The 23,374-nt window shown below is 68.5% G+C and carries 19 protein-coding genes; 1 reads left to right on the forward strand and 18 read right to left on the reverse strand.

The features are described 5' to 3' along the window. Positions 1-91: 91 nt before the first annotated feature. From SPHPH_RS0107710 to SPHPH_RS0107735, 6 genes are read right to left on the reverse strand one after another with little or no spacing between them, the layout of a single operon-like run. Positions 92-931 (reverse strand): HpcH/HpaI aldolase/citrate lyase family protein, encoded by an 840-nt coding sequence (locus tag SPHPH_RS0107710; protein WP_028966187.1) that lies wholly within the window; start codon positions 929-931, stop codon positions 92-94. After that, positions 928-1,380: a MaoC family dehydratase gene (locus SPHPH_RS0107715; RefSeq protein WP_028966188.1), complete on the reverse strand. Its 453-nt coding sequence runs from the start codon at positions 1,378-1,380 to the stop codon at positions 928-930. Before SPHPH_RS0107715 ends, SPHPH_RS0107710 begins: the two co-directional genes overlap by 4 nt. Then, positions 1,380-3,233 carry an acetyl/propionyl/methylcrotonyl-CoA carboxylase subunit alpha gene (locus tag SPHPH_RS0107720; protein ID WP_028966189.1) on the reverse strand — a complete coding sequence of 618 codons (1,854 nt, stop codon included), beginning with the start codon at positions 3,231-3,233 and terminating at the stop codon, positions 1,380-1,382. The genes SPHPH_RS0107715 and SPHPH_RS0107720 overlap by 1 nt, the downstream gene beginning before the upstream one ends. Continuing rightward, on the reverse strand, positions 3,230-3,700 hold the full coding sequence (locus tag SPHPH_RS0107725; RefSeq protein WP_238302951.1) for a hypothetical protein: 471 nt from the start codon (positions 3,698-3,700) through the stop codon (positions 3,230-3,232). Before SPHPH_RS0107725 ends, SPHPH_RS0107720 begins: the two co-directional genes overlap by 4 nt. A gap of 14 nt (positions 3,701-3,714) precedes the next feature. After that, positions 3,715-5,310, reverse strand: coding sequence for a carboxyl transferase domain-containing protein (locus SPHPH_RS0107730; RefSeq protein WP_028966191.1), 1,596 nt, complete (start codon positions 5,308-5,310; stop codon positions 3,715-3,717). Next, a complete protein-coding gene (locus tag SPHPH_RS0107735) occupies positions 5,307-6,473 on the reverse strand; it encodes an isovaleryl-CoA dehydrogenase (protein WP_028966192.1) in 1,167 nt (388 codons plus the stop codon). The genes SPHPH_RS0107730 and SPHPH_RS0107735 overlap by 4 nt, the downstream gene beginning before the upstream one ends. A 93-nt stretch (positions 6,474-6,566) precedes the next feature. Between SPHPH_RS0107735 and SPHPH_RS19145 the strand changes: the two genes are divergently transcribed. Beyond that, positions 6,567-7,409, forward strand: a complete 843-nt coding sequence (locus SPHPH_RS19145) for a LysR family transcriptional regulator (RefSeq protein WP_037488262.1) — start codon at positions 6,567-6,569, stop codon at positions 7,407-7,409. 186 nt (positions 7,410-7,595) lie between these two features. Here SPHPH_RS19145 and SPHPH_RS0107745 read toward each other — a convergent pair whose 3' ends face one another. The 12 genes from SPHPH_RS0107745 to SPHPH_RS0107805 all read right to left on the reverse strand — a co-directional run bounded on the left by SPHPH_RS0107745 (position 7,596) and on the right by SPHPH_RS0107805 (position 23,267). Continuing rightward, on the reverse strand, positions 7,596-7,874 hold the full coding sequence (locus SPHPH_RS0107745) for a UvrB/UvrC motif-containing protein (protein WP_037488264.1): 279 nt from the start codon (positions 7,872-7,874) through the stop codon (positions 7,596-7,598). A 35-nt stretch (positions 7,875-7,909) separates the two neighbouring features. Next, the gene (locus SPHPH_RS20415; RefSeq protein ID WP_156025886.1) at positions 7,910-9,106 is read right to left on the reverse strand and encodes a glycosyltransferase family 4 protein; all 1,197 of its coding nucleotides are present in this window, start codon (positions 9,104-9,106) and stop codon (positions 7,910-7,912) included. A gap of 64 nt (positions 9,107-9,170) precedes the next feature. Further along, positions 9,171-9,863 carry a response regulator transcription factor gene (locus SPHPH_RS0107755; protein WP_028966195.1) on the reverse strand — a complete coding sequence of 231 codons (693 nt, stop codon included), beginning with the start codon at positions 9,861-9,863 and terminating at the stop codon, positions 9,171-9,173. Next, complete coding sequence (locus SPHPH_RS0107760; protein ID WP_028966196.1) at positions 9,863-12,532, reverse strand: sensor histidine kinase; 2,670 nt, start codon at positions 12,530-12,532, stop codon at positions 9,863-9,865. Before SPHPH_RS0107760 ends, SPHPH_RS0107755 begins: the two co-directional genes overlap by 1 nt. Next, on the reverse strand, positions 12,532-13,104 hold the full coding sequence (gene kdpC, locus SPHPH_RS0107765) for a potassium-transporting ATPase subunit KdpC (protein ID WP_028966197.1): 573 nt from the start codon (positions 13,102-13,104) through the stop codon (positions 12,532-12,534). The genes SPHPH_RS0107760 and kdpC overlap by 1 nt, the downstream gene beginning before the upstream one ends. Positions 13,105-13,152: 48 nt before the next feature. After that, the gene (gene kdpB / locus SPHPH_RS0107770) at positions 13,153-15,186 is read right to left on the reverse strand and encodes a potassium-transporting ATPase subunit KdpB (RefSeq protein WP_028966198.1); all 2,034 of its coding nucleotides are present in this window, start codon (positions 15,184-15,186) and stop codon (positions 13,153-13,155) included. 11 nt (positions 15,187-15,197) lie between these two features. Then, entirely contained in the window at positions 15,198-16,901 is a 1,704-nt protein-coding gene (gene kdpA / locus SPHPH_RS0107775) for a potassium-transporting ATPase subunit KdpA (RefSeq protein ID WP_028966199.1), read from the reverse strand. Between the two features lie 14 nt (positions 16,902-16,915). Then, positions 16,916-17,005, reverse strand: coding sequence for a K(+)-transporting ATPase subunit F (gene kdpF / locus SPHPH_RS19155; RefSeq protein WP_037488267.1), 90 nt, complete (start codon positions 17,003-17,005; stop codon positions 16,916-16,918). Between the two features lie 111 nt (positions 17,006-17,116). Further along, positions 17,117-17,965 carry a TorF family putative porin gene (locus tag SPHPH_RS0107790; protein WP_028966200.1) on the reverse strand — a complete coding sequence of 283 codons (849 nt, stop codon included), beginning with the start codon at positions 17,963-17,965 and terminating at the stop codon, positions 17,117-17,119. 184 nt (positions 17,966-18,149) lie between these two features. Further along, a complete protein-coding gene (uxuA, locus tag SPHPH_RS0107795; protein WP_037489301.1) occupies positions 18,150-19,319 on the reverse strand; it encodes a mannonate dehydratase in 1,170 nt (389 codons plus the stop codon). 7 nt (positions 19,320-19,326) lie between these two features. Next, entirely contained in the window at positions 19,327-20,616 is a 1,290-nt protein-coding gene (locus SPHPH_RS0107800; protein ID WP_037488270.1) for an MFS transporter, read from the reverse strand. After that, positions 20,613-23,267: a glycoside hydrolase family 2 gene (locus tag SPHPH_RS0107805; protein WP_028966203.1), complete on the reverse strand. Its 2,655-nt coding sequence runs from the start codon at positions 23,265-23,267 to the stop codon at positions 20,613-20,615. Before SPHPH_RS0107805 ends, SPHPH_RS0107800 begins: the two co-directional genes overlap by 4 nt. Positions 23,268-23,374: the final 107 nt, after the last annotated feature.

Consider the following 23,374-nt stretch of genomic DNA (forward strand, 5'->3'; position numbering starts at 1 on the left):
TCCCGGACTTGATCCGGGATCCCGCTTCTTCTTACCCGGACCGCCCGAAAGAAGCGGGGCCCCGGATCAAGTCCGGGGAGAAGAATTGACCCTAAACCCGCGCCAGCAACCGCCGCGCCTGCACGAGATGCGGCGCGTCGATCATCTTGCCGTCAAGCTGCAACACTCCCGCCCCCGGCGCCGCCTCGAACGCCGCTACCACCGCTCGCGCGCGTGCCACCTGCGCCTTAGTCGGCGTGAAGGCGGCGTTGATCGTCGCGACCTGCGCCGGGTGGATCGCCATCATCCCCGTGAACCCATCGCGCGCCGCCCGCGCCGCATAGCCCGCCAGTCCCACGTCATCCCGAAACGCCGGATAGACCGTCTCGATCGCCGCCACCCCCGCGGCATGCGCCGCGAACAATGCCAGCGACCGCGCCAGCTCATAGGGTGCGGTGAACCGTCCGTCCTCCTCACGGCTGGTCGCCGCTCCGATCGCGGCAGGCAGATCCTCCGCGCCCCACGTCAACCCGGCAAGCGGCACCCCGCACCCGGCATAGCTGCCAAGCTGAAAGATCGCCGCCGCCGTTTCGGTAGCGATCGGCAAAACCGGCGCGTCGATCCCCGCCGCCGCCAGCCGCGCCGCGAGATCGCGGACGCTCTCCGCCCCCTCTGCCTTCGGCAACACCACCGCATCCGGCGACAATCCGCCGAGTGCCGCCAGATCCTCCTCAAGCAACGCCGTCGCTAACGGGTTGACCCGCACGAACACCGCCACGTCTCCACGCGCCGCGAGCAACCGCGCCGCCACCGCCGCGCGCGCTGCCGCCTTGGCCGCAGGCGCGACCGCATCCTCCAGATCGAGGATCAGCGCATCCGCCCCGCTCGCCGCGGCCTTGTCGAACCGCTCGGGCCGATCGCCGGGCACGAACAGTAGCGAGCGCAGCCTCATGCCGCGCGCCGCTTGAGCAATGCGGTGCGCAGGCACTGGCAGACCACCTCGTCACGCTGGTTGAGCAGCCGATGCGTAAAGGTGACGATCCCCGCCTCCGGCCGCGAGCGGCTGTCCTTCAGCTCCTGCACCTCGGTCTCGGCACGCAGCGTGTCGCCGATGAACACCGGCTTCGGCATCACCAATTTGTCGTAGCCGAGGTTGGCGACCAGCGTCCCGAGTGTCGTATCCCCGACCGACAGCCCGACCATCAGCGCGAAGGTGAAGGTCCCGTTGACGAGAATCTGGCCGAACTCGCTCGCCTTCGCCGCCTCCGCGTCGAGGTGGAGCGGCTGCGGATTGTGCGTCATCGTCGTGAACAGCAGATTGTCGGTCTCGGTCACGGTACGGCGAATGTCGTGAACGATCCGGTCGCCGACCTGCCATTCGTCATAATGCCGCCCGGCCATCATTCGTCTCCCGCGCTGATCCGCGCCAGCAACATGCCCTCGGTCACCTGCGCACCCTCGACGACCTTCAGCTCGGCGACTACCCCGTCGAACGGCGCGAGCAGCGCCTGCTCCATCTTCATCGCCTCCAGCACCAGCAACCGCTCGCCGCGCGCGACACGTTGCCCCTGCGACACCGGCACCGCGATCACGCGCCCCGGCATCGGCGCGAGCAACGCGTCATCGCCGTCGGTCGCCCCGCCGAGATGATCCGCACGCCGGGCGTCGAACGGCCACGCCTCGCCGCCCGCGAACAGCACGCCGCCTGCGACTTCGGCACCCGGCAACAGCGCTGGCTCCGCGACATACGGCCGCCCCGCCACCTCGACCGCCACCTGCATCGCCGGCGCGGCATTGGTGCGGAATCCGCGCAGCGCCGTCCACGGCGTCGCACCCGCCGCCGGCAACAGCGCCGCCGCCGCCGCCGCGACCACCGCCGGTGATGGCTCGGCCGCCGCGATCAGCGTGTCGGCATGACGCGCGATGAACCCGGTATCGACGCGCCCCGCCACGAAGTCGGGATGCGCCGCCGCGCGCGCCAGAAACGCAGCGTTCGTCCGCACCGGCCACACCTGCGTCCCCGACGCCGCCGCCGCCAGCCGCTGCGCCGCCTGCGTGCGCGTCGCGCCCTGCACGATCAGCTTGGCAATCATCGGGTCGTAGAAAGGCGTTACCGCCCCGCCCTCCTCGACCCCGCTGTCGACGCGGACGCCCTCAGGAAAGCGCAGCCGCTCCAGCGGCCCGGTCGACGGCAGGAACCCGGTCGACGGATTCTCGGCATAAAGCCGCGCCTCCATCGCCCAGCCATTGATCGCCAGTTCGTCCTGCGTCTTCGGCAACGGCTCGCCACTCGCGACGCGCAACTGCCATTCGACCAGATCCTGCCCGGTGATCGCCTCGGTGACGGGATGCTCGACCTGCAACCGCGTGTTCATCTCCATGAACCAGATGCGATCAGCGCGCAGGCCTTCGGAGGCGTCGGCGATGAACTCGATCGTCCCCGCCCCGACATAATCGACCGCCTTCGCGGCACGCACCGCCGCCTCGCACACCGCAGCGCGCGTCGCCGCGTCCATCCCCGGCGCGGGCGCTTCCTCGATCACCTTCTGGTGCCGCCGCTGGAGCGAGCAATCGCGCTCGAACAGATGCACCACCTGTCCGTGCGTATCGCCGAACACCTGCACCTCGATATGGCGCGGCGACAGGATGTATTTCTCGATCAGCACGCGGTCGTCGCCGAACGACGCCGCCGCCTCGCGCTGACAACTCGCCAGCGCCTCGGCGAAGTCGCCCGGCGCATCGACCTGCCGCATCCCCTTGCCGCCGCCGCCCGCGACCGCCTTGATCAGCACCGGATAGCCGATCGCGTCCGCCTCGGCCCTCAGCCGGTCGGGCGACTGGTCTTCGCCCAGATAGCCCGGCGTTACCGGCACTCCCGCCGCGATCATCCGCGCCTTGGCGGCGTCCTTCAGCCCCATCGCGCGGATCGCCGCGGGCGGCGCGCCGACCCACACCAGCCCGGCCGCGACTACCGCCTCGGCGAACTCGGCATTCTCGGACAGGAAGCCGTAGCCCGGATGGATCGCCGCCGCGCCGGTCGCGCGTGCCGCGTCGAGCAGGCGGTCCTGCCGCAGATAGCTGTCGGCCGCCGCCGCCGTCCCGATGCACATTGCTTCGTCCGCCTCGCGCACGAACGGCATGTCGGCATCCACATCCGAATGCACCGCGATCGTGCGAATGCCCAGCGCCCGCGCGGTGCGGATGATCCGCCGCGCGATCTCGCCACGGTTCGCGATCAGCAGCGAGGCGATCATGGCGCGCATCCCTCGGTGCGCGCCGAATAGCTGACGTTGAGGACCTTCCACCCCGCCGCCCCGCGCACCACGTTGAACAGGTTATAGCCGCATTGCACCGGCTTGCCGGAAACGGTGACGGTGTACGGCGCCCAGACCATCGCGACATTGTCGTCGATCTCGATCGCCGGCGTGCCCTGCCTCTCAACGACCGGCCCCGCCTCGGGGGTCAATTCCGCGGCCCACTCCGCCCAGCGCAGCGTGCGCCGTTGCGGCGTGCCGTCCGGCCCGGCGCGCGTCGCGGTGATCGTCCCCTCTGGCAAGGTCGCGGCTAGCGCGGCGGCGCGGTCGCTCGTCTCGATCGCGCGCAGCAACGCCTCGACCGGCGCCATCACCTGCGCCTCTTCGCTGCCCGGCGGCGGCAGCGCGGTACCCTTGACGATCGGGGCGACGGGGGTGGTCTGCGCCAACAGCATTAGCAGGATCATCATCGTCTCCCCGATCACATCCGGAATAGGCCGAACTGCGCAAGCTCGGGCACCGGCGCGTTCAGCGTCGCGGCGAAGGCCAGCCCCAGCACGTCGCGGGTCTGCACCGGGTCGATGATCCCATCGTCCCACAGCCGCGCGGTCGCGTAATAGGGATTGCCCTCATCCTCATACTTCTGGCGGATCGGCGCCTTGAAGCGCTCGGCCTCCTCCGCCGTCCACGTCTCGGCATCGCGGTGCACCGTCGCCAGCACGCTCGCCGCCTGCTCGCCGCCCATCACCGAGATCCGCGCATTCGGCCAGCTGAACAGGAAACGGGGAGAATAAGCGCGCCCGCACATCCCGTAATTGCCCGCGCCGAAGCTGCCGCCGATCAAAACAGTGATCTTCGGCACCGAAGCAGTCGCGACTGCCGTCACCAGCTTCGCGCCGTTCTTGGCGATCCCCTCCGCCTCATATTTCCCGCCGACCATGAAGCCGGAAATATTCTGGAGGAACAGCAACGGGATGCGTCGCTGGCACGCCAGCTCGATGAAATGCGCCCCCTTCAGCGCCGACTCGCTGAACAACACGCCGTTATTGGCAAGGATCGCGACCGGCATCCCCCAGATATGCGCAAAGCCGCACACCAGCGTGGTGCCGTACAGCGCCTTGAACTCGTGAAAGTCCGAGCCGTCGACAATCCGCCCGATCACCTCGCGCACGTCATAGGGCGCGCGCACATCCTGCGGCACGATCCCGTACAGCTCCTGCGCGTCGAGCGAAGGCGCGCGCGGCTCGGCGAGCGCCACGTCGGGCACCCGCGGCTTGCCCAACGTCGCGACGATGTCGCGCACGATCAGCAGCGCATGTTCGTCATTCTCCGCGACATGATCGACCACGCCCGAGCGCCGCGCATGCGTCTCCGCCCCGCCCAGTTCCTCGGCGGAAATCACCTCGCCGGTCGCCGCCTTCACCAACGGCGGTCCGGCGAGGAAGATCGTCCCCTGATTGCGGACGATCACGCTCTCGTCCGACATCGCCGGCACATAGGCGCCACCCGCAGTGCAGCTCCCCATCACGCACGCGATCTGCGCGATCCCCTCCGCCGACATCTGCGCCTGGTTGAAGAAGATCCGCCCGAAATGCTCGCGATCGGGGAACACCTCGGCCTGGTGCGGCAGGTTCGCGCCGCCGCTATCGACCAGATACACGCACGGCAGCCGGTTCTCGCGCGCGATCTCCTGCGCGCGCAGATGCTTCTTCACCGTCATCGGGAAGTACGCCCCGCCCTTCACGGTCGGGTCGTTGGCGACGATCATGCACTCGCGCCCAGACACCCGCCCGACGCCGGCGATCATGCCCGCGCCCGGCGCACCGTCATCGTACATGCCGTTCGCCGCCAATGCGCCGATCTCCAGAAACGGCGCGCCCGCGTCGAGCAGCCGGTCGACCCGCTCGCGCGGCAGCAGCTTGCCGCGTGCGACATGCCGCGCGCGATGCTGCTCGGACCCGCCCAGCGCGCTCGCCGCCGCCTTTTCGCGCAACGCCGCCGCCAGTGCGCGATTGTGCGCGTCATTGGCCGCGAACGCGTCCGACCCCGCGTCGACCAGCGAGCGAATCGCGGTCATTGCGCCCTCGGCGCGTCATGCCCGATCAGCTCGCGCCCGATCAGCATCCGCCGCACCTCGTTCGTCCCCGCGCCGATGTCGAGCAACTTGGCGTCGCGCCAATACCGCTCGACCGGCCAGTCCTTGGTATAGCCCGCGCCGCCCAGCGCCTGGATCGCCTCGCCCGCGACCTTCACCGCACTCTCCGACGCCAGCAGGATGCACCCTGCCGCATCGAAGCGCGTCGTCCGCCCCGCATCGCACGCCCTCGCCACCGCATAGACATAGGCGCGCGCCGAATTGAGCGCGACATACATATCGGCGACCTTCGCCTGCATCAGCTGGAACTCGCCAATCGCGCGCCCGAACTGCTTGCGCTCGCGAACATAGGGCAGCACCGTGTCGATACACGCCTGCATGATGCCCAGCTGGATGCCCGACAGCACGACGCGCTCGTAATCGAGCCCCGACATCAGCACCTTCACGCCGCCGTTCAGCGGCCCCATCACCTGTTCGTCGGCGACGAAGCAATCGTCGAACACCAATTCGGCGGTCGGCGAGCCGCGCATCCCCAGCTTGTCGATTTTCTGCCCGATCGAGAAACCCTCGAAGCCCTTCTCGATCAGGAAAGCGGTGATCCCCTTCGACCCCGCCTCGGCATCGGTCTTGGCATAGACGACCAACGTATCGGCATAGGCCGCATTGGTGATCCAGAACTTGGTGCCGTTCAGCCGCCACCCGCCCTCGACCTTCGTCGCGCGCAACTTCATCGACACGACGTCCGACCCAGCGCCGGCCTCGGACATCGCGAGGCTGCCGACATGCTCGCCAGAAATCAGCTTCGGCAGATATTTCGCCTTCTGCTCGGCCGAGCCCCAGCGCCGGATCTGGTTGACGCACAGGTTGGAGTGCGCGCCATAACTCAGCCCGATCGCTGCCGAGGCGCGGCTCACCTCCTCGCACGCGATCACATGTTCCAGATAACCGAGCCCCAGCCCGCCATCGACTTCCTCGACGGTGATCCCGTGCAGCCCGAGCGCACCCATCTCGGGCCACAGCTCGCGCGCGAAGCGATCCTCGGCATCGACCTCGGCCGCGATCGGCGCGATCCGGTCGGCCGCGAAACGTCGCACCGTGTCGCGGATCGTATCCGCCATCTCGCCCAGACCGAAATCGAGGTCCATCGCTCTCTCCTATGCGTCGTTGCCCGCCATCCTAGAGCGTCGCGGCACCCCGGCAAAATTGAAACGCACCGAAGCTGGGTATAGATATCGTCTATGATCGACCGCTATCACCTGCGCTATTTCCTCGCCGTGGTCGACAGCGGCAATTTCTCGCGAGCCGCCGCCGCATGCAACGTCGCGCAGCCCACGCTGTCGGTCGGCATCGCCCGGTTGGAGGCGTCGCTCGGCCGAACGCTCTTCAACCGCACCAACCGCCGCGTCGCATTGACCGAAGCCGGTGCGAGCCTGCTCGCCCACGCCCGCGCGATCGAAAGCGGGTTCGCCGCCGCCGAGCGCGCGGTCACCGGCGCCGCCTCCGCCCCGCTCCTGCGGCTCGGCGTCCTCACCACGATCCCGCGCCACTGGATCGAGCACTGGCTCGCCGCGCGCAGCGGCGACCGCGTCGAGCTGGTCGAGGGCAACGAACGCGACCTGCGCGCACGCCTCGCACGCGGCCGGATCGACGCCGCGCTGACGATCCTGCGCGACGGCGACGATCGCAGCGCCGGGCAGCATCTGCACACCGAGGGCTATGCGCTGGCGATCGGCGCGTCCCATCCGCTCGCCGGACGCGCCTCGCTCAGCGCCGAGGAAATCGCGCACGAACCGATGATCGTCCGCCGCCATTGCGAGATGCTGTCGGAGACCAGCCGCTTCTTCACCGCACGCGGCGTCCGCCCGTTCTTCCCCGCCCGCACCACCAGCGACGACCGCGCTTTGTCGCACGTCCGCGCGCGACTGGGGATCACGGTGATGCCGGACAGCTTCCACGCCGCTGGCGTCGCGCGCGTGCCGCTGGAGGATTTCGACGCCACCCGCGACGTCGGTCTGGTCTTCGCCGCGCACGCCCCACCCGACGCCGCACTGATCGCCGCCTTGCGGGAAGCGCTGACCTGATAATCCGTCATCCCGGACTTGATCCGGGATCCCGCTTCTTCTTTCTCCTCACCAGCAACCGGCAACGAACAAACCCATCCGTCATTGCGAGCGGAGCGAAGCAATCCAGTGCCGGATCAGGGCGCCCTAAATTGCTTCGCTACGCTCGCAATGACGACGAAAATCGCGACGCCCTACCCCGACGACCTACCGTTTCCCCCGCGTCATCAGGTCCGGCTTCCGCGGCGGCTTCCACCCCTCCGGCGGCACCACCTGCTGGCGACTGGTCCCCAGCCCCATTGCCCCGGGCCGTTGCCGCGTCAGCCCATCCACCGCCGCCGCGTCCGCCACCGAAGCACCACTCTGCAACAGGCTGATCCGATCCCGCAATCGCCGCGCTTCCTCGAAATCGAGCGCCGCCGCCGCCGCCTCCATCTGGGCTCGCAACGCGCGGATCACGCTCGCCTGTGCTTCACCGTCTCCCATCCCGAACCAACCGGTCGACCCGCCCGGCGTTCCGCTCAATCGATCAAACCGCGCAACACCTGCCGCAACTTCTCGCCATACCCATTCTGCGGATCGAAGAAGGCAGCCCGCAACGGCTCCGCCGCCGCCACCTTGCGCGCATACAGCGACGGATCGGTCGACAGCGCGCGCAACGCCGCGACATAGCCCGCGACATCGTCGGGCTCGACCTCGATCGCCGCCTCATGCACCAGTTCCAGCGCCGGGCAGACCCGCGACGTGACCACCGGCCGGCGTGCTATCACGCCCTCGGCGACGATCATCGCAAAGCCTTCCTCGAAATCGCTGCGCGTCGGCACCACCACCGCGTCACATTCGTCCAGCCGCCGCGACAGCGCGTCGCGGTCGCAGAAACCGTGGAGCAGGAAGCGATCGCCCATCCCGCTCCGGTCCACCGCCTCCTGCAACGCCTCGCTCGCGGTTCCTTCGCCACAGATGTGGAACACGATCCGCGGACCGCCGTCGTCGCGCAGCCGCCGGCACGCCTCCAGCATGTCGAACACACCCTTGTTGTGCTCCACCCGCCCCGCGAACAGCACATGGAAGTCGTCGCGCACCGCCGGCACCGCCTCCGGCGGCGCGATCGCCGCGAATTGCGCGGGCGTATAGGTGGGCAGGAACAGGATCGACTGGATCCGCCCGCCGGACAGCGCCGCGACCTGCTCGACGATCAACGGCGACGCGGCCAGCGTCGGGTCGGCAAAGCGATAGTGGAACCACCCCAGCAAGCGCACCAGCACGCGCCGGGTCAACGGCTCGCGCGCCGCCGGGCGCTGGATCGAACAATGCAGCGCGTTGACGAACCGCACGCCGCGCCACCGCCACGGCACCAGCGCCCACCAATGGTACATCGCATCGGTCAGCACGATCACCCGCGCGCCCGCCGCCACCGTCTCGCGCACCCTGCCCCACAGCCACGCGACCTCGGCCAGATGATAGCCGAGCCCGCTCGCCGCGCGCCGCGGCCGGTTCATGATGTGGACGCCGGGACGCACGTCGTCATAATGCGGCTGCGCGGCGCTGGTCGTAACGATCAGGTCCTGCCCCAGTTCGTCGGCGACGTCGAAGAATTGCAGCAGATAGCTGGTGCCGAAATAGCCGAGCGGCACCCCGCTCCGCCAACTATCGTGCACCACCCGCGCGTCGACGGGGCCGCTTATATAGCCGATCTTCGCCTTGTCCTGCCGCGACACCGCCCGCCCCTTCAGCAACGACGCATCGCGCCGCGATCGTCCATCGTCGCTGCGCGCGCCTGCGTCAAATCGCGTCGTCGCTGCGCAGCCGATAGCCCACCCCCAGCTCGTTCGCGATCACGCTGCCGACCGGTGCCGGCGCTTCCAGCTTCTGGCGCAGGTTGCGGATCACGATGCGCAGATATTCGATCCGCGCGTCCTCATCCCCGCCCCAGCAGGCGTCGAGCAACTTGTCGTGCGTCACGATCCGCCCGACGTGCCGGACCAGCATCGCCAGCACGTCATGCTCCTTGCGCGTCAGATGCACCTCCACGCCGCCGCGCCGCACGATCCTGCGATCGAGATCGATGTCGAGGTCGCCGCGCGTCACCACCTTCTGCGCCTCGACCGGCGGCCCGCGATGCCGCAACGCCACGCGCAGCCGCGCCAGCAATTCCTCGGTATCGAACGGCTTGCCGACGAAGTCGTCCGCGCCCAGGTCGAGTGCGGCGACTTTCTCGTCGACCGCATCGCGCGCCGAAACCACAAGGATCACCACCTCGCCCCCTGCATGGAGCAGCGGGATCAGACTTAATCCGTCGCGGTCGGGCAAACCGAGATCGAGCAGGATCGCCGCCGGATGCTCCGCCGCCGCCTGCTGCAACGCGTCCCGCGCGTTGCCGGCCTCGACCACCTCATAGCCCGCGCGCGCCAGCGTGTTGCGCAACAATCGCCGGATCGCCGGCTCGTCGTCGACGACAAGGACCTTGGCCGGCATCAGGACCGCCCCTCGACCTCGGCATCGCGCACGATCGACGCCGCCGGAAACACCAGCGCGAATGATGCACCGGCTCCGTCGCTCCGGTTGCTCGCCTCGACCATTATTCCCATCGCCTCCGCAAACGCCTTGACGATCGCCAGCCCCAGCCCGGTGCCGCCGATCGCGCGATCCGACCCTTCCAGCCGCGTAAAGGTCTCGAACACCTCCGCCTCGCGCCCCGGCGGCAGGCCCGGGCCGTGGTCGAGCACGGCGAGCCGCAACGCGCCGAACCGGTGCCGCCCCTCGATCACGATCTCGCTGCCCGGATCGCCATAGCGCCCGGCATTGTCGAGCAGATTGAGCAGGCAATGGTGGAGCAGCTGCGGATCGGCACGCACCAGCGGCAGGTCGGGTGGCACGTCCAGCCTGACGCCATGCCCCTCCAGCGCCCGTCGCGCGTCATGCGCCGCGCCCGTCACCGCATCGCTCAGGTCAATCGCCTCGACGTTCAGCCGGATCGCCCCCGCCTCGACCCGCGCCATGTCGAGCAGGTTGGCGACGAAGCGGTTCAGCCGCGCCGACTCGCCCTTGATCGTGCCGATCAGTTCCGGCGTCGCGCCATGGTCGAGCTGGTCGGCGGCGGCCATCACCGCGGTCAGCGGCGTGCGCAAATCGTGGCTGACCGACGACAGCAGCGCCGCGCGCAGCCGGTCGCGCGTCCGCACCACGTCCAGATCGCGCATCTCCGCCTGCAACCGCAGCCGCTCCAGCACCAGCGCCGACTGGTCGAGCAGGCTGCTGAGCAACGGCAACTGGTCGGCGCGCACCGGGTTGGTGCCGCCATCGTTCGCGACCCCCAACACCCCCAACGTCCGTGCGCCCGCCTTCAGCGGCTGGAACAGCCATTCGGAGGCGGTCAGCGTCCCCGATCCCTTGCCTGCCGCGCTGCCGGTGTCGAACGCCCAATTGGCGGCGGCATTGTCCATCGCGTCCAGCCGGTAGCCGGGATCGCTCGCCGCCAGCACCTCCAGCGCACCGCCCGCCGCCGCGCCCAGCAGCACGACATGCACGTCCAGCAGCCGCCGCACGTCGTCGCAGATCATCCGTGCCGCCTGATCGACGTCGTTGACCGCCGCGATCTGGCGCAGGAACCCGGCGAGCGTCGCATTGGTGCGCGCGCTGGCGGCGGCGAGATCGGCCTGCGCCCGCACCCGCGCGGTCAACTGGCTGGTCGCGAACGCGATGCCGAGCAGCACCACCACCGAGATGACATTTTCGGGATTGTTGATGCTCAGCGTCCCCACCGGGGGCAGGAAGAAGAAATTGTACGCCAGCGTCGAGGCGAACCCCGCGAACAGCCCGGTGCGCAGCCCGTAGAGGCTCGCCGCCGCCATGACGGGGAGCAGATAGAGCAAGGCGACGTTGCCGAGGTCGATGACATGGACCAGCGCGCTCCCCGCCGCCGTCACCCCCGCGACCATCGCGCCTGTCACCGCATAGCCCGACGGCGCCCCCCACCGCGCCGGCCGCCGCGCGCCACGCTCGCTCCGCCCCGCCGCCACCGGCAGGACGTGCACGGTCACATCGGGCGTATCACGCACCAGCCGGTCGACCACCGATCCGTGCCGCAGCTCGAACCAGCGCGAGCGCGGCGACTTGCCGAGCACCAGTTGCGTCGCACGCGCGTCCGCAAGAAACCCCTGTATCCCCTCCACCACATTGGTCGCCGGCACGGTCGCGACCGCCGCCCCCAGCTGCGTCGCCAGCGTCATCGCCGCCGCGACGCGCGCGTGCTGCGCATCGGTGAAGTGCGCGGCGCGCGGCGTCTCGACGAACAGCGCGGTCCACGGGCCCCGCAGGCCATCGGCGATCCGCTTGGCGGCGCGCACCAGCACGTCGCTGCCGGGCAGCTCGCTGATCGCGACCACGATCCGCTCGCTCCCCGCCCATGTCCCGCCGAGCCCGAGCGCGCGCACGTCGTCGAGCATTCGCGCATCGACCGCCTGCGCCGCGCGCCGCAGCGCCAGCTCGCGCAACGCCGACAGGTTCGAGCGCGAGAAGAAATGCCCCAGCGCGCGCGTCGCCTCCGCCGGCAGATAGACCTTGCCCGCCTTCAGCCGCTCGATCAGCTCGTCGGGCGGAATGTCGACGACCTCGATCTCGGCGGCCTCCAGGATGCTGTCGGGCACCGTCTCGCGCACCCGCACCCGCGTGAAGCTGGCGACGACGTCGTTGAGGCTCTCGACATGCTGGATGTTGATCGTCGAATACACGTCGATCCCGGCGGCGAGCAGTTCCTCGACATCCTGATAGCGTTTCGGATGCCGGCTGCCCGGCGCATTGGTGTGCGCCAGCTCGTCGACCAGCACCAGCCGCGGCGCGCGCGCCAGCACCGCGTCGAGATCCATCTCGTGCAGCACATGCCCGTCGTGGTTGACCGCGCGCCGCGCGACGATCTCCTGCCCGCGCGTCAGCGCCTCGGTCTCGGCGCGGCCGTGCGTCTCGACGACGCCGACCACCACATCGACCCCGTCGCGCCGCCGCGCCTTGCCCTCGGACAGCATCTCATAGGTCTTGCCGACGCCCGGCGCCGCGCCGAGGAAGATCTTCAGCCGCCCGCGCCCCTCCTGCGCGGCGGCGCGCAGCAGGGCGTCGGGATCGGGCCGGGCGTCGCCGTTTGGCGGCATCAGCGCGCGGCGGCGTCCAGCGCGCGGTTGAGCGCCAGCACGTTGACATGCGCGTCGCCCAGCAGCGACGTCTTGATCTGCGTCGTCACCAGCGCCCGCACGCGATCGACCGGCACGCCCCGCACCCGCGCGACCCGCGGCGCCTGCGCCAAAGCGGCCGCGGGCGACAGATCGGGATCGAGCCCCGACCCGCTCGCGGTCACCAGATCGGCGGGCACCGCCCCCGTCACCCCCTCGCCACGCCGCGTCGCGACGTCCTGCGTCACGCGCTCGGCCAGCGCCCTGCTGGTCGGCCCGAGGTTCGACCCCGACGACGACAGCCCGTCATAGCCCTTGCCCGCCGCAGACGGCCGCGTCTGGAAATAGCGTTCGGCGACGAACGCCTGCCCGACCACGGTCGAGCCGATCACGCGCCCCGACGCATCGCGGACGAGGCTGCCGTTCGCCTGCGCGGGGAAGATCATCTGGCCAATGCCCGTCATCGCAACGGGATAGACCAGACCGAGCAGGATCGCGAACAGGATCGTCATCACGATCACGGGACGCACGGCGGTCTTGATATCGGTGTTCATCTCTGTTTCCTCTCTCTCCCCTCCCCCTCGGGGGAGGGGCTATGATCGTCACGCCAGCCCCAGCCCACCGACGACGAGATCGATGATCTTGATCCCCACGAACGGCGCGAGCAGCCCGCCCAGACCATAGACCGCCAGATTGCGCGCCAGCAGCGGCCCGGCCGCCATCGGCCGGTACGCCACGCCCTTCAGCGCCAGCGGCACCAGCAACGGGATGATGATCGCGTTGAAGATGATCGCGCTCAGGATCGCCGATTGCGGCGACGCCAGCCCCATCACGTTCAGCACCCCCAGTCCCGGATACAGCGCGACGAACATCGCGGGGATGATCGCAAAGTACTTCGCCACATCATTGGCGACCGAGAAGGTCGTCAGCGCCCCGCGCGTCATCAGCAATTGCTTGCCGAGCCCGACCACCTCGATCAGCTTCGTCGGATCGCTGTCGAGGTCCACCATATTGCCCGCCTCGCGCGCCGCCTGCGTGCCGGTGTTCATCGCCACGCCGACATCGGCCTGCGCCAGCGCCGGCGCGTCGTTGGTGCCGTCGCCGCACATCGCGACCAGCTTGCCGCCCTGTTGCTCCTTGCGGATCAGCGCCAGTTTGTCCTCGGGGGTGGCCTGCGCGAGGAAGTCGTCGACCCCCGCCTCGGCGGCGATCGCCGCGGCGGTCAGCGGATTGTCGCCGGTGATCATCACCGTGCGGATCCCCATCGTCCGCAGCTCGCCGAAGCGTTCGCGAATGCCCGCCTTCACCACGTCCTTCAGGAAGATCCCGCCCAGCAACCGCCCGTCGCGCGCCACCGCCAGCGGGGTGCCGCCCGCGCGCGCGATCTCGTCGGTGATCCGCCGCAACTCGGTCGCCGCCGCGGTCGCGCCGCTGCCGTCATTGGCGCGCAGGATCGAATCGACAGCGCCCTTCTGGATCAGCGCGCCGCCGGTCTTCACGCCCGAAATGCGCGTCTGCGCGGTGAACGGGATCACCTCGGCATCGTCGGCCAGCCGCGTGGTCGTGACATGGAACGTCTCGCGCGCCAGCACCACGATCGAGCGGCCCTCGGGCGTCTCGTCGGCAAGGCTGGCGAGCAACGCCGCCTCGGCCAGCTCGGCCGCGCTCGCGCCGCCGACCGCGCGGAACTCCGACGCCTGCCGGTCGCCGATCGTGATCGTGCCGGTCTTGTCGAGCAGCAGCACATCGATGTCGCCTGCCGCCTCGACCGCGCGCCCCGACTTGGCGAGCACGTTGAACCGCACCAGCCGGTCCATCCCCGCAATCCCGATCGCCGACAGGAGCGCGGCGATCGTCGTCGGGATCAGCGTGATGAGCAGCGCGGCGAGGATCGCGACCGGGATGCTGCCCCCGGCATAGCGCGCAAAGCCCGGGATCGTCGCGACCGCGATCAGGAAGACGATCGTCAGCCCGACCAGCAACAGCGTCAGTGCGATCTCGTTCGGCGTTTTCTGCCGCTCGGCGCCCTCGACCAGCGCGATCATGCGATCGAGGAAGCCCTTGCCCGGCTCCACCGTCACCTTGACGCGGATCTCGTCGGAGATGACGCGCGTCCCGGCGGTCACTGCCGAGCGGTCGCCGCCGGCCTCGCGGATCACCGGCGCACTCTCGCCGGTGATCGCGGCCTCGTTGACCGAGGCGACCCCCGCGATCACCTCCCCGTCGGACGGGATCAGGTCGTTCGTCTCGACCAGCACCAGGTCGCCAATCTTCAGCTGGCTGGCGGGCACGTCGTCATATTCGCGCCCGTCGCGCTTCAGCCTTTTGGCGGTCAGCTCGGCCTTGGCGGCACGCAACGAAGCCGCCTGTGCCTTGCCGCGCCCTTCCGCCAGCGCCTCGGCGAAGGTGCCGAACAGCACCGTCAGCCACAGCCAGATGACGAGTTGCACCTTGAACCCGGTGCCGAGCCCGTCGTGACCGATCACCAGCAGCACGGTCATCAACGCCGCGACCGCGGCGGTGACGAACATCACCGGATTGCGCACCAGCTGCGCGGGGTTGAGTTTGAGGAACGAGGCCGAGATCGCCGGAAGGACGAGGTCGGCGGTAAAAAGGCTTTTGGTCTGCTTGGCCATGATGCGCCCGATCAGAAGAGCTGGCCGCGGATCATCGCGAGATGATCGGCGATGGGACCGAGCGCGAGGCTCGGCAGGAAGGTGAGGCCGCCGAGGATCAGGATGATGCCGACCAGCAGCCCCACCCACAGCCCGCCGGTGGTCGGGAACGACCCCGCGGTTTCCGGCGTGTATTTCTTGGCGGCGAGGCTGCCCGCGATCGCCAGCATCGGCACGATGATGAAGAACCGCCCGACCCACATCGCGACGCCCAGCAGCCCGTCGTAATAGGGCGTGTTGGCGGTCAGCCCGGCAAAGGCGGAGCCGTTGTTCGCGACCGCGCTTGTGAAGGCGTACAGGATTTCGCTGAACCCGTGCGGCCCCTTGTTCAGCGGCCCTGCCAGCCCCTGTTGCAGCACCGACGATAGCGCGGTCAGGCCGAGGATCATCAGCGGCAGCACCGCGATCGCCAGCACCGCCAGCTTCACTTCGCGCGCCTCGATCTTCTTGCCGACATATTCCGGCGTCCGCCCGACCATCAGCCCGGCGACGAACACCGCGAGGATTGCGAACAGCAGGAAGCCGTAGATGCCCGCACCGACGCCGCCGATCACGACCTCGCCCAATTGCATGTTGAACAGCGGGATCATTCCGCCAAGCGCGGTGAAGCTGTCGTGCATCGCATTGACCGCGCCGCACGATGCCGCGGTGGTGACGACGGAGAACAGCGCGGAGGCGGCGATGCCGAACCGCACCTCCTTGCCCTCCATGTTGCCGCCGGCGACGCCCAGCTGGTGGAGCACCGGATTGCCCGCCGCTTCCGCCCAATAGGTGACGGTCGTGCCCGCGAGGAACAGTATCATCATCGCCGCGAGGATCGCCCAGCCCTGCCGCGTGTTGCCGACCGCCTTGCCGAACGTCCACGTCAGCCCGACGCCGATCACGAAGATCGACAGCATCTGGATCAGGTTGGTCAGCGCGGTCGGATTCTCGAACGGATGCGCCGAATTGGCGTTGAAGAACCCGCCACCGTTGGTGCCGAGCATCTTGATCGCTTCCTGGCTGGCGACCGGGCCGAGCAGGATGGACTGGCGCGCGCCTTCCAGCGTCTGCACATCGACGACGCCGGCCAGCGCCTGCGGCACGCCGCTCGCGACGTAGAAGAGCGTCAGCGCGATGCAGAGCGGCAGCAGCAGGTACAGCGTGATCCGCGTCACGTCGGCCCAGAAATTGCCGACCGATTTGGCCTCGCGCCGCGCGAACCCGCGGAACAGTGCGAACGCCAGCCCGATGCCCGTGGCGGCCGACAGGAAATTGTGGATCGTCAGCCCCACCATCTGGCTGAGGTTCGACATCGTGCTCTCGCCACCATAGCTCTGCCAGTTGGTGTTGGCGGTGAAGCTGATCGCGGTGTTGAACGACAGATGCTCGCTCGGCGCGGCCAGTCCTTGCGGATTACCCGGCAGCACCGCCTGCAACCGCAGCACCGCATAGGTGAACAGCATCAGCGCCGCATTGAACAGCAGCATGTGCACCGCATAGCGCCGCCAGCCCTGCTCCTCGGCGGGGTCGATGCCCGACAATCTGTAGAAGCCGCGCTCGACAGGGCCGAGCACGACGTGGAGCGGCGTGCGCCGTCCTTCGTACAGCGCGAACAGCCACAGGCCGACCGGCTTGGCGAGCGCCAGCAGGATGCCGACGAAGGCAAGGATCAGGAACCAGCCCTGAAGTGTCATGGGATCGCCTCCTTCTAGAAGCGTTCGGGGCGGATCAGCACCGCCACCAGATAGATGAGCAGCCCGGCCGCGGTCAGCGCGGCGAGCCAGAGGTCGAGGGTCATCGCGTGGTTCCTCAGGCGTTGTCGCACAGCCGGACGAAGGCGAGCGTCGCCGCCACCAGCCCGATCATGATCGCGATCCACAGCAGATCCTGCATGGTGTCGGCTCCCGGTTCAGAAGGCGGCGGTCAGCGAGGCGACGACGGTGCCCCCGGCGATCGACCCGGTCCCGTCCTGCCCCTCGCTGAAGCTGGGTTGCAGGTAGCGCGATGCGCGACGCGTGATGTCGGTGTCGACATAGCTGACGTTGAGGGTCAGCCGGTCTAAGGTGACGTCCGCGCCCAGCGACCAGTCCCAATAGGCGCCAGTCGGCGCGACGGCGGTGGCGTTCGGCCCCAGCCCGTCCTGTCCCCAGCTATGTCCGACATGCGCCTTGGCCGTGACGGGCGTCCCCGCAACCGCCACCGCGCCGTCGCCCCACAGATAGAGGTTGTCGTCCTTCGCGCCCGGACCGGTGTAGGTCCCCGCCGCGGCGTCCGCGCCGGTCGCATACCATTTGCCGATCGCCTGTTGTTTGGGCGCATAGGCCGCGCCGGCGGTCAGCGTCGCCGGGCCGGTCATGCCGCTCAGCTTGACATAGGGCTCGGCGAAGTCGGTCTTCGCCGCACCGCCCGGATACATGTACCAGGTGAGACCGACGTCGATCGTTCCGGTGTCGGAGAGCTTCGCTTTGTACCCCGCGATCAGATCGAGCTCCATATTCGCGCCGCCGAACGTGCCCCATCCCGCCAAATTCGACGCCCAGGTGCCGATATAGACGCCGCTTTTGTGCGCGATCGTGATCCCGCCCTGCACCGCCATGTTCCGATCGGTCTGCGAAATGCCCCGGAACCGGTAATCCGACGCGACCGTCACCGCCCCGCTCACGGTCACCGCAGGTGCTTGATCCGCCGCTTCATTGCTCTGCGCCGCCGCCGGCGCGGCCACCAGCGCCGCCCCGATCGCGACATAACGGAAGTTCATTCTCGCCCCCTTGGAGGTGGCAACCACCCCACGGCGGCGCCTTCAAGGGAGCGCGATTAGGCGCAGCTTGCGTAGCAATTCGAGAGCGATTCCAAGGAACTGCATATAGCGCGCGTATAGCGCGCGACTTTCGCGTCGCGCGCGGCGGCCACGCCGCCGGCTCGATCCGCCGGCTGTCCCCCGCCTACGCCGCCCCGCCCGAAGCAAAGGCAATGCCGCGCTCCAGCCCGCGCAATTCCGCCAACCCGCGCATCCGTCCCAGCAACGAATAACCGGGATTCGTCTCGCGGTTCAGATCATCGAGCATTTGATGCCCGTGATCCGGCCGCATCGGAATACTACGACCTTCCCGCACTGACAGGCGATAGACTGCCGTAACGACCGCCGCCATCTCCGCATTGCCGCCCAGATGCTCCGCCTCGTGGAAGGCACCATTTGGTTCTCGCCGTACCGAGCGCAGGTGGAGGAACCCGACTCGGCTTCCCAGCCGGTCGATCATCCCCGGCAGATCGTTGTCCGCACGCACTCCGAACGACCCGGTGCACATGCACAAGCCATTGGAACGATGGGGAACGCGCGCGAACAGATCGGCGACATCGCCCTCCGTGCTGACGACGCGCGGCAACCCGAAGATCGGAAACGGCGGATCGTCGGGATGGACGACCAGCCGAATGCCCAATTCGTCCGCCACCGGGCAAACCGCCTCGAGAAAAGCGACATGATGATCGCGCAGCCGTGCCGCATCGATGCCCGCATAAGTGTCGATCGCTGCTAGGAATTGTGCCGAGGTGAACCCTTCCTCGCTCCCCGGCAACCCGGCGATAATGGTGCGCTCCAGCTTGTTACGCGCCGCTTCGTCCATCGCCGCATAGCGCGCCTCCGCCGCCTCGTGCGTCGCCGCATCATAGCTTTCGGCCGCACCCGGTCGCCGCAGGATGAACAGGTCGTACGCCGCGACCGCCACCGCCTCGAACCGCAGCGCACGCGCGCCATCGGGCAGTTCCCACGCCAGATCGGTGCGCGTCCAGTCGAGAAGCGGCATGAAGTTATACGTCACGACGTCGATCCCGCACGCCGCCAAGTTGGTCAGCGATTGCCGGTAATGATCGATCAGCCGATCCCAGTCGGCGGATCGCGTCTTGATCCCCTCATCCACTGGCAGGCTCTCGACGACGCGCCACTCGAGCCCCGCCGCCTCGATCTCGGCCTTGCGCGCGGCGATCGCCTCGCGGGCCCAGACCGCGCCGTTCGGCACCTCGTGCAACGCCGTAACGATCCCCGTCGCGCCCGCTTGCCGGATGGCGTTCAACCGAACCGGATCGTTCGGCCCGAACCAGCGCATCGTCTGCGTCATCAACACGTTATCGACCTTCCTGAACTGTGCGCCCGCCGCGCGATTCGGCGCGAAGCAGGCTCCACAACACCACCGCCGCAAGCAGATCGAGCGCGGCGAGCGCGGCGAACAGCGGATCATATCCGAACGCGTCGGCGCTCTGCCCGATCAGCAGCGTGAACAACATGCCGCCGATCCATGCCGACGTGCCGGCCATGCCGCTGGCGGTCCCGACGGTGCGACTGTCGAACATGTCCGCGCACAGGGTGATGAGCGCCCCGCTCAGCATCTGATGCGCAAAGCCGCCGATACAAAACAGCGCGATAGCCACGCCCGCCGAGCCGGCCAGTCCGATGCACGCCGGCCCGATCATGCACAGCGCGCCGATCGTCATCGTGATCTTGCGAGACGCGACCAGCGGCACGCCGCGCTTCATCAGCCACGATGGCAACACACCGGCGGCGAGGCTGCCGACGTCCGCGGCGAGAAACGGCATCCACGCCCACAGTGCGATGCTCTTCAGATCGAGCTTCCACACCGACACGAGATAGAGCGGGATGAAGAAGTTGAACGTCTGCCATGCCGGCTCGGCCAGGAACCGCGGCACCGCAATGCCCCAGAAAGCGCGGCTTTTCAGCAGGTCGCCGCGCGTCGTCGGCTTGGCCGACACGTCCTCGTCGCGCGCCGCAGTGATCGCGCGGCGCTCGTCATCGCTCAGCGCCGGATGCTCCGCGGGGCTGCGATAGCTCCAATACCACAGCAGCGCCCAGGCGAGACTCAGGCCGCCCGTGACGATGAACGCCGCCTGCCAGTTCCACGCCAGAATACAGAAGGCGACCAGCGGCGGGGCGATCATGTTGCCGACGCTGGTGCCCATCTGAAACGCGCTGGTCGCCAGTGAGCGTTCGCGCGGCGGAAACCATTCGGAGACCGCCTTCGCCCCCGCCGGGATCGCCGCGGCCTCGCTCGCGCCGAGCAACGCGCGGAACGCCGCGAGGCTCGGCCATCCCGTCGCCAGCGCGTGCGCCATGTTCGCCAGCGCCCAGCCGACCGCGAACAGGAAGAAGCCGAGCCGCGTGCCCAGAACGTCGAGCACCCCGCCCGCCACCGTCTGCATCACCGTATAGCTCGCCTGGAACGCGAGCACGACCCAGCTGTAATCCTCGGTCGTCATGCCGAATTCGGTCTTGAGCTGCGGCGCCGCGACCGACAGCGTCGACCGCGCGAGATAGTTCAGGATCGTGCCCAGCGTGACCAGCCCGATCAACCGCCAGCGCAGCGGAATGCTGCGCCAGCCCCGTGGGGGCGGGGTCGTCATCGCGTGATCTCGATCCCGGAGACGATCGCGTCGCCTTGCACGGGCACGAACGACAATCGCAGCGCCCCGTCGGAAACCTGAACCGGAATGCGGCGCGTCACCGCCTTCAGCACACCGCCCGCCGCCGCAGCGATGTCGAACGACGGCAAGACGCGCTTGCCGTTGGCGACCACGTCGAAGCGGCGCGCGCCCGCGGCGAGCGAGGGTTCGACGAACGTCAGCGCCACCGAATAGCGCCCGTTCGCCACCGGCACCTGATAGGAGAAGCGTCCTTCGCGATAGGTTTCGACCACCCCACCTTCGCTCGTCCCGGCAACCACCTTCGGTGCGGGACGCGGACCATAGCCCGACCATGCGTTGATCTGGCCGGCTTTGCCACCGTCGAAGAAGTCATCCGAGCCATAGCGCTTGCCGGCCACGTCGGCGGCGACCAGCGCGCCGCTGTCGATGCGGATCGTGCGGAGCGCCTCGGGGGCCAGCTGCCAGACGGCTGTATCGTCCTGCGCTCCGTCCGGGAACAGGCCGCGCGCGACAACACGGTTGGTGCCCGCGGCCAGCGCCACCTTCGGCCAGACGCAGGTCATCTGCGGACAGTGCGCCATTGTGCCCACGAGGCGGTTGTTGACGCGCAACTCGGTGCGCGGAGCGTTCGAATAGACCCGCACATCGGTCGCCGAATAGGCGCGATCGACATAGCGGCTGCCGTTGACATGGACCGTCGGCGCTTCGTTCCAGTTCGCCTTGTAAAAGTAATAGGCGTCCTTGCGGATCTTGCGGTCGTAGGTCGCCAAACCCTTGGTGTTGATGTCGATCCCGTCGCCCTCTCGACGTACGGTCGTCGCAAAGTCGAACGAATTCCACAGCCACGTACCCCATAGATACGGCTTGGCCGACAGCGTCTCCCACGCGCGTTCGTGGATGTAGCTCTCATATTCCTCGGGCTGGTTGCGCCCGCGCTGGTCGACGCGCCCGCCCAGCGGATTATCGGTGTGGATCGTCGTCGCCCCGCCCGCCCCATATTCGGTTACCGACAGCGGCTGCGCAGGGCGCTTGGCGTGCAGTTCGTCGAGGTGCGGCCCAAGGTCGGCGGGTATCCCGAAATACCAGCCGAAATAGCGGTTCGCGCCGCCCAGATCGGCAGCGACCGCGGTGATCGGCACTTCGGAGGTCGGGCCGATATCGCGTTCGCAACACGTGGCGAGCGCGGTCGGCCGCGATGGGTCCTCCGCCTTGGCGAACGCGTCCAGTTCGCGCAGCAGCGGCAGCGGATCGGGTGCCTCGCCGCTCTTGGCGGTGATGAAAGCCGGGATCGACTTGCCGAAATCGACCTCGTTGGCGATGCCCCAGCTCACCACCGACGGGTGGTTGCCGTTCTGCCGGATCAGCTCGCGCAATTGCTGTCGCGCATTCTCGCGCAATGCCGGGCTGGCGGTCATCGCCTCGCCCTGCGTCCATTTCGACACCAGCGGGATCTCATCCCACAGCACGATGCCATAGCGATCGGCGAGGTCGTGGATGGTCTGGCCATGCTGGTAATGCGTCAGCCGGATCGAATTGACGCCCATGTCGCGCATCATCGCGACGTCCTGTTCGATGTCGGCGGGCGTAGTGGCCCAGCCCTTGCCTTCGCGATCCTGATGATAACCGACGCCGTGCAGCCGCAACGGCTTATCGTTGAGCAGGAAGCCGCGCGCCGGGTCGGCTCGCATCGTGCGAATGCCGAACGGCTGTTCGACACGGTCGAGCACCGCGCCCGCCGTCGAGGCGATCTCGACGACCAGCCGATGCAGATAGGGATCGGCGACACTGTTCCACAGATGCGGGCTGGCGACCGTCAATACCTGCGCAGTCTCTGCCCCGCTGCCGGCCCCCAGCGTGACGCGGCGTGTCTCGGTCGCGACGGTCTTGCCGCCGGCATCGACGAGGCGAACGACCACCTGACCCGCCTGCTTGCGCTGCCCGTCGTTGCGGACCTTCACCCGCACGTCGATCCGCGCCGATCCGCCGTCGATCGACCGCGTCGTCGCGAGGATACCGCTGCCGCCCGCATCGAGCATGTCGATGTGCATCGCATCCGTGCCGATCAGGCTGACCGGCCGGTACAGGCCGCCGTGGACGAAGAAGTCACCCGCGAGCGGCAGCACATCGGCGGTCGAACTGCCCGCGTCGGGTTGCGTGTTGTCGACCTTGACCAGCAGCACATTGGCCTGACCGGGACGCAAGGCGCCGCTCGCATCGAGGCGGAAGCGCGAAAAGCCGCCGCGATGCGCGCCCAGTCGCTGTCCGTTGAGCCAGACCTCGGCCGTGCGGCTCGCCGCATCGAACTGCAACCACGCTCGTCGCTTTTCGAAGCCGGGCGCCGGCGTGAAGGTCAGGCGATACCAGCCGATCCCCTGATATTTGTCGATCGTTTCGGCGCGGTTGATGTGGTCCTGCGGATTGGGGACGTAATAGCCGACGCGGTTCCAGGTATGTGGAACGGAAACCTTTTCCCAATGGCGATCCGCGGCGCGCGTGACCTCGTCGGGCATCGCCCCGCCACGGCTGAACTCCCAGCCGTCCGCCAACGGCAGCACCTGTCGATCGGCCTGTGCGAAGGCGGGCGCGGCCAGCAGCATGGCAAGCGCGATCGATCCGAGCCGAACCTTCATCTCTCTCTCCCTTGCCCTTTCCTAACTCCGGTAAATCGGCCTGACCAGTTTTATTATGAGGCCGCCGGAACTGGTATGACAGGTGGAGGGGAGAAGTAGTTGTAGGG

Source organism: Sphingomonas phyllosphaerae FA2 (assembly GCF_000427645.1).
GTDB lineage: Bacteria > Pseudomonadota > Alphaproteobacteria > Sphingomonadales > Sphingomonadaceae > Sphingomonas > Sphingomonas phyllosphaerae.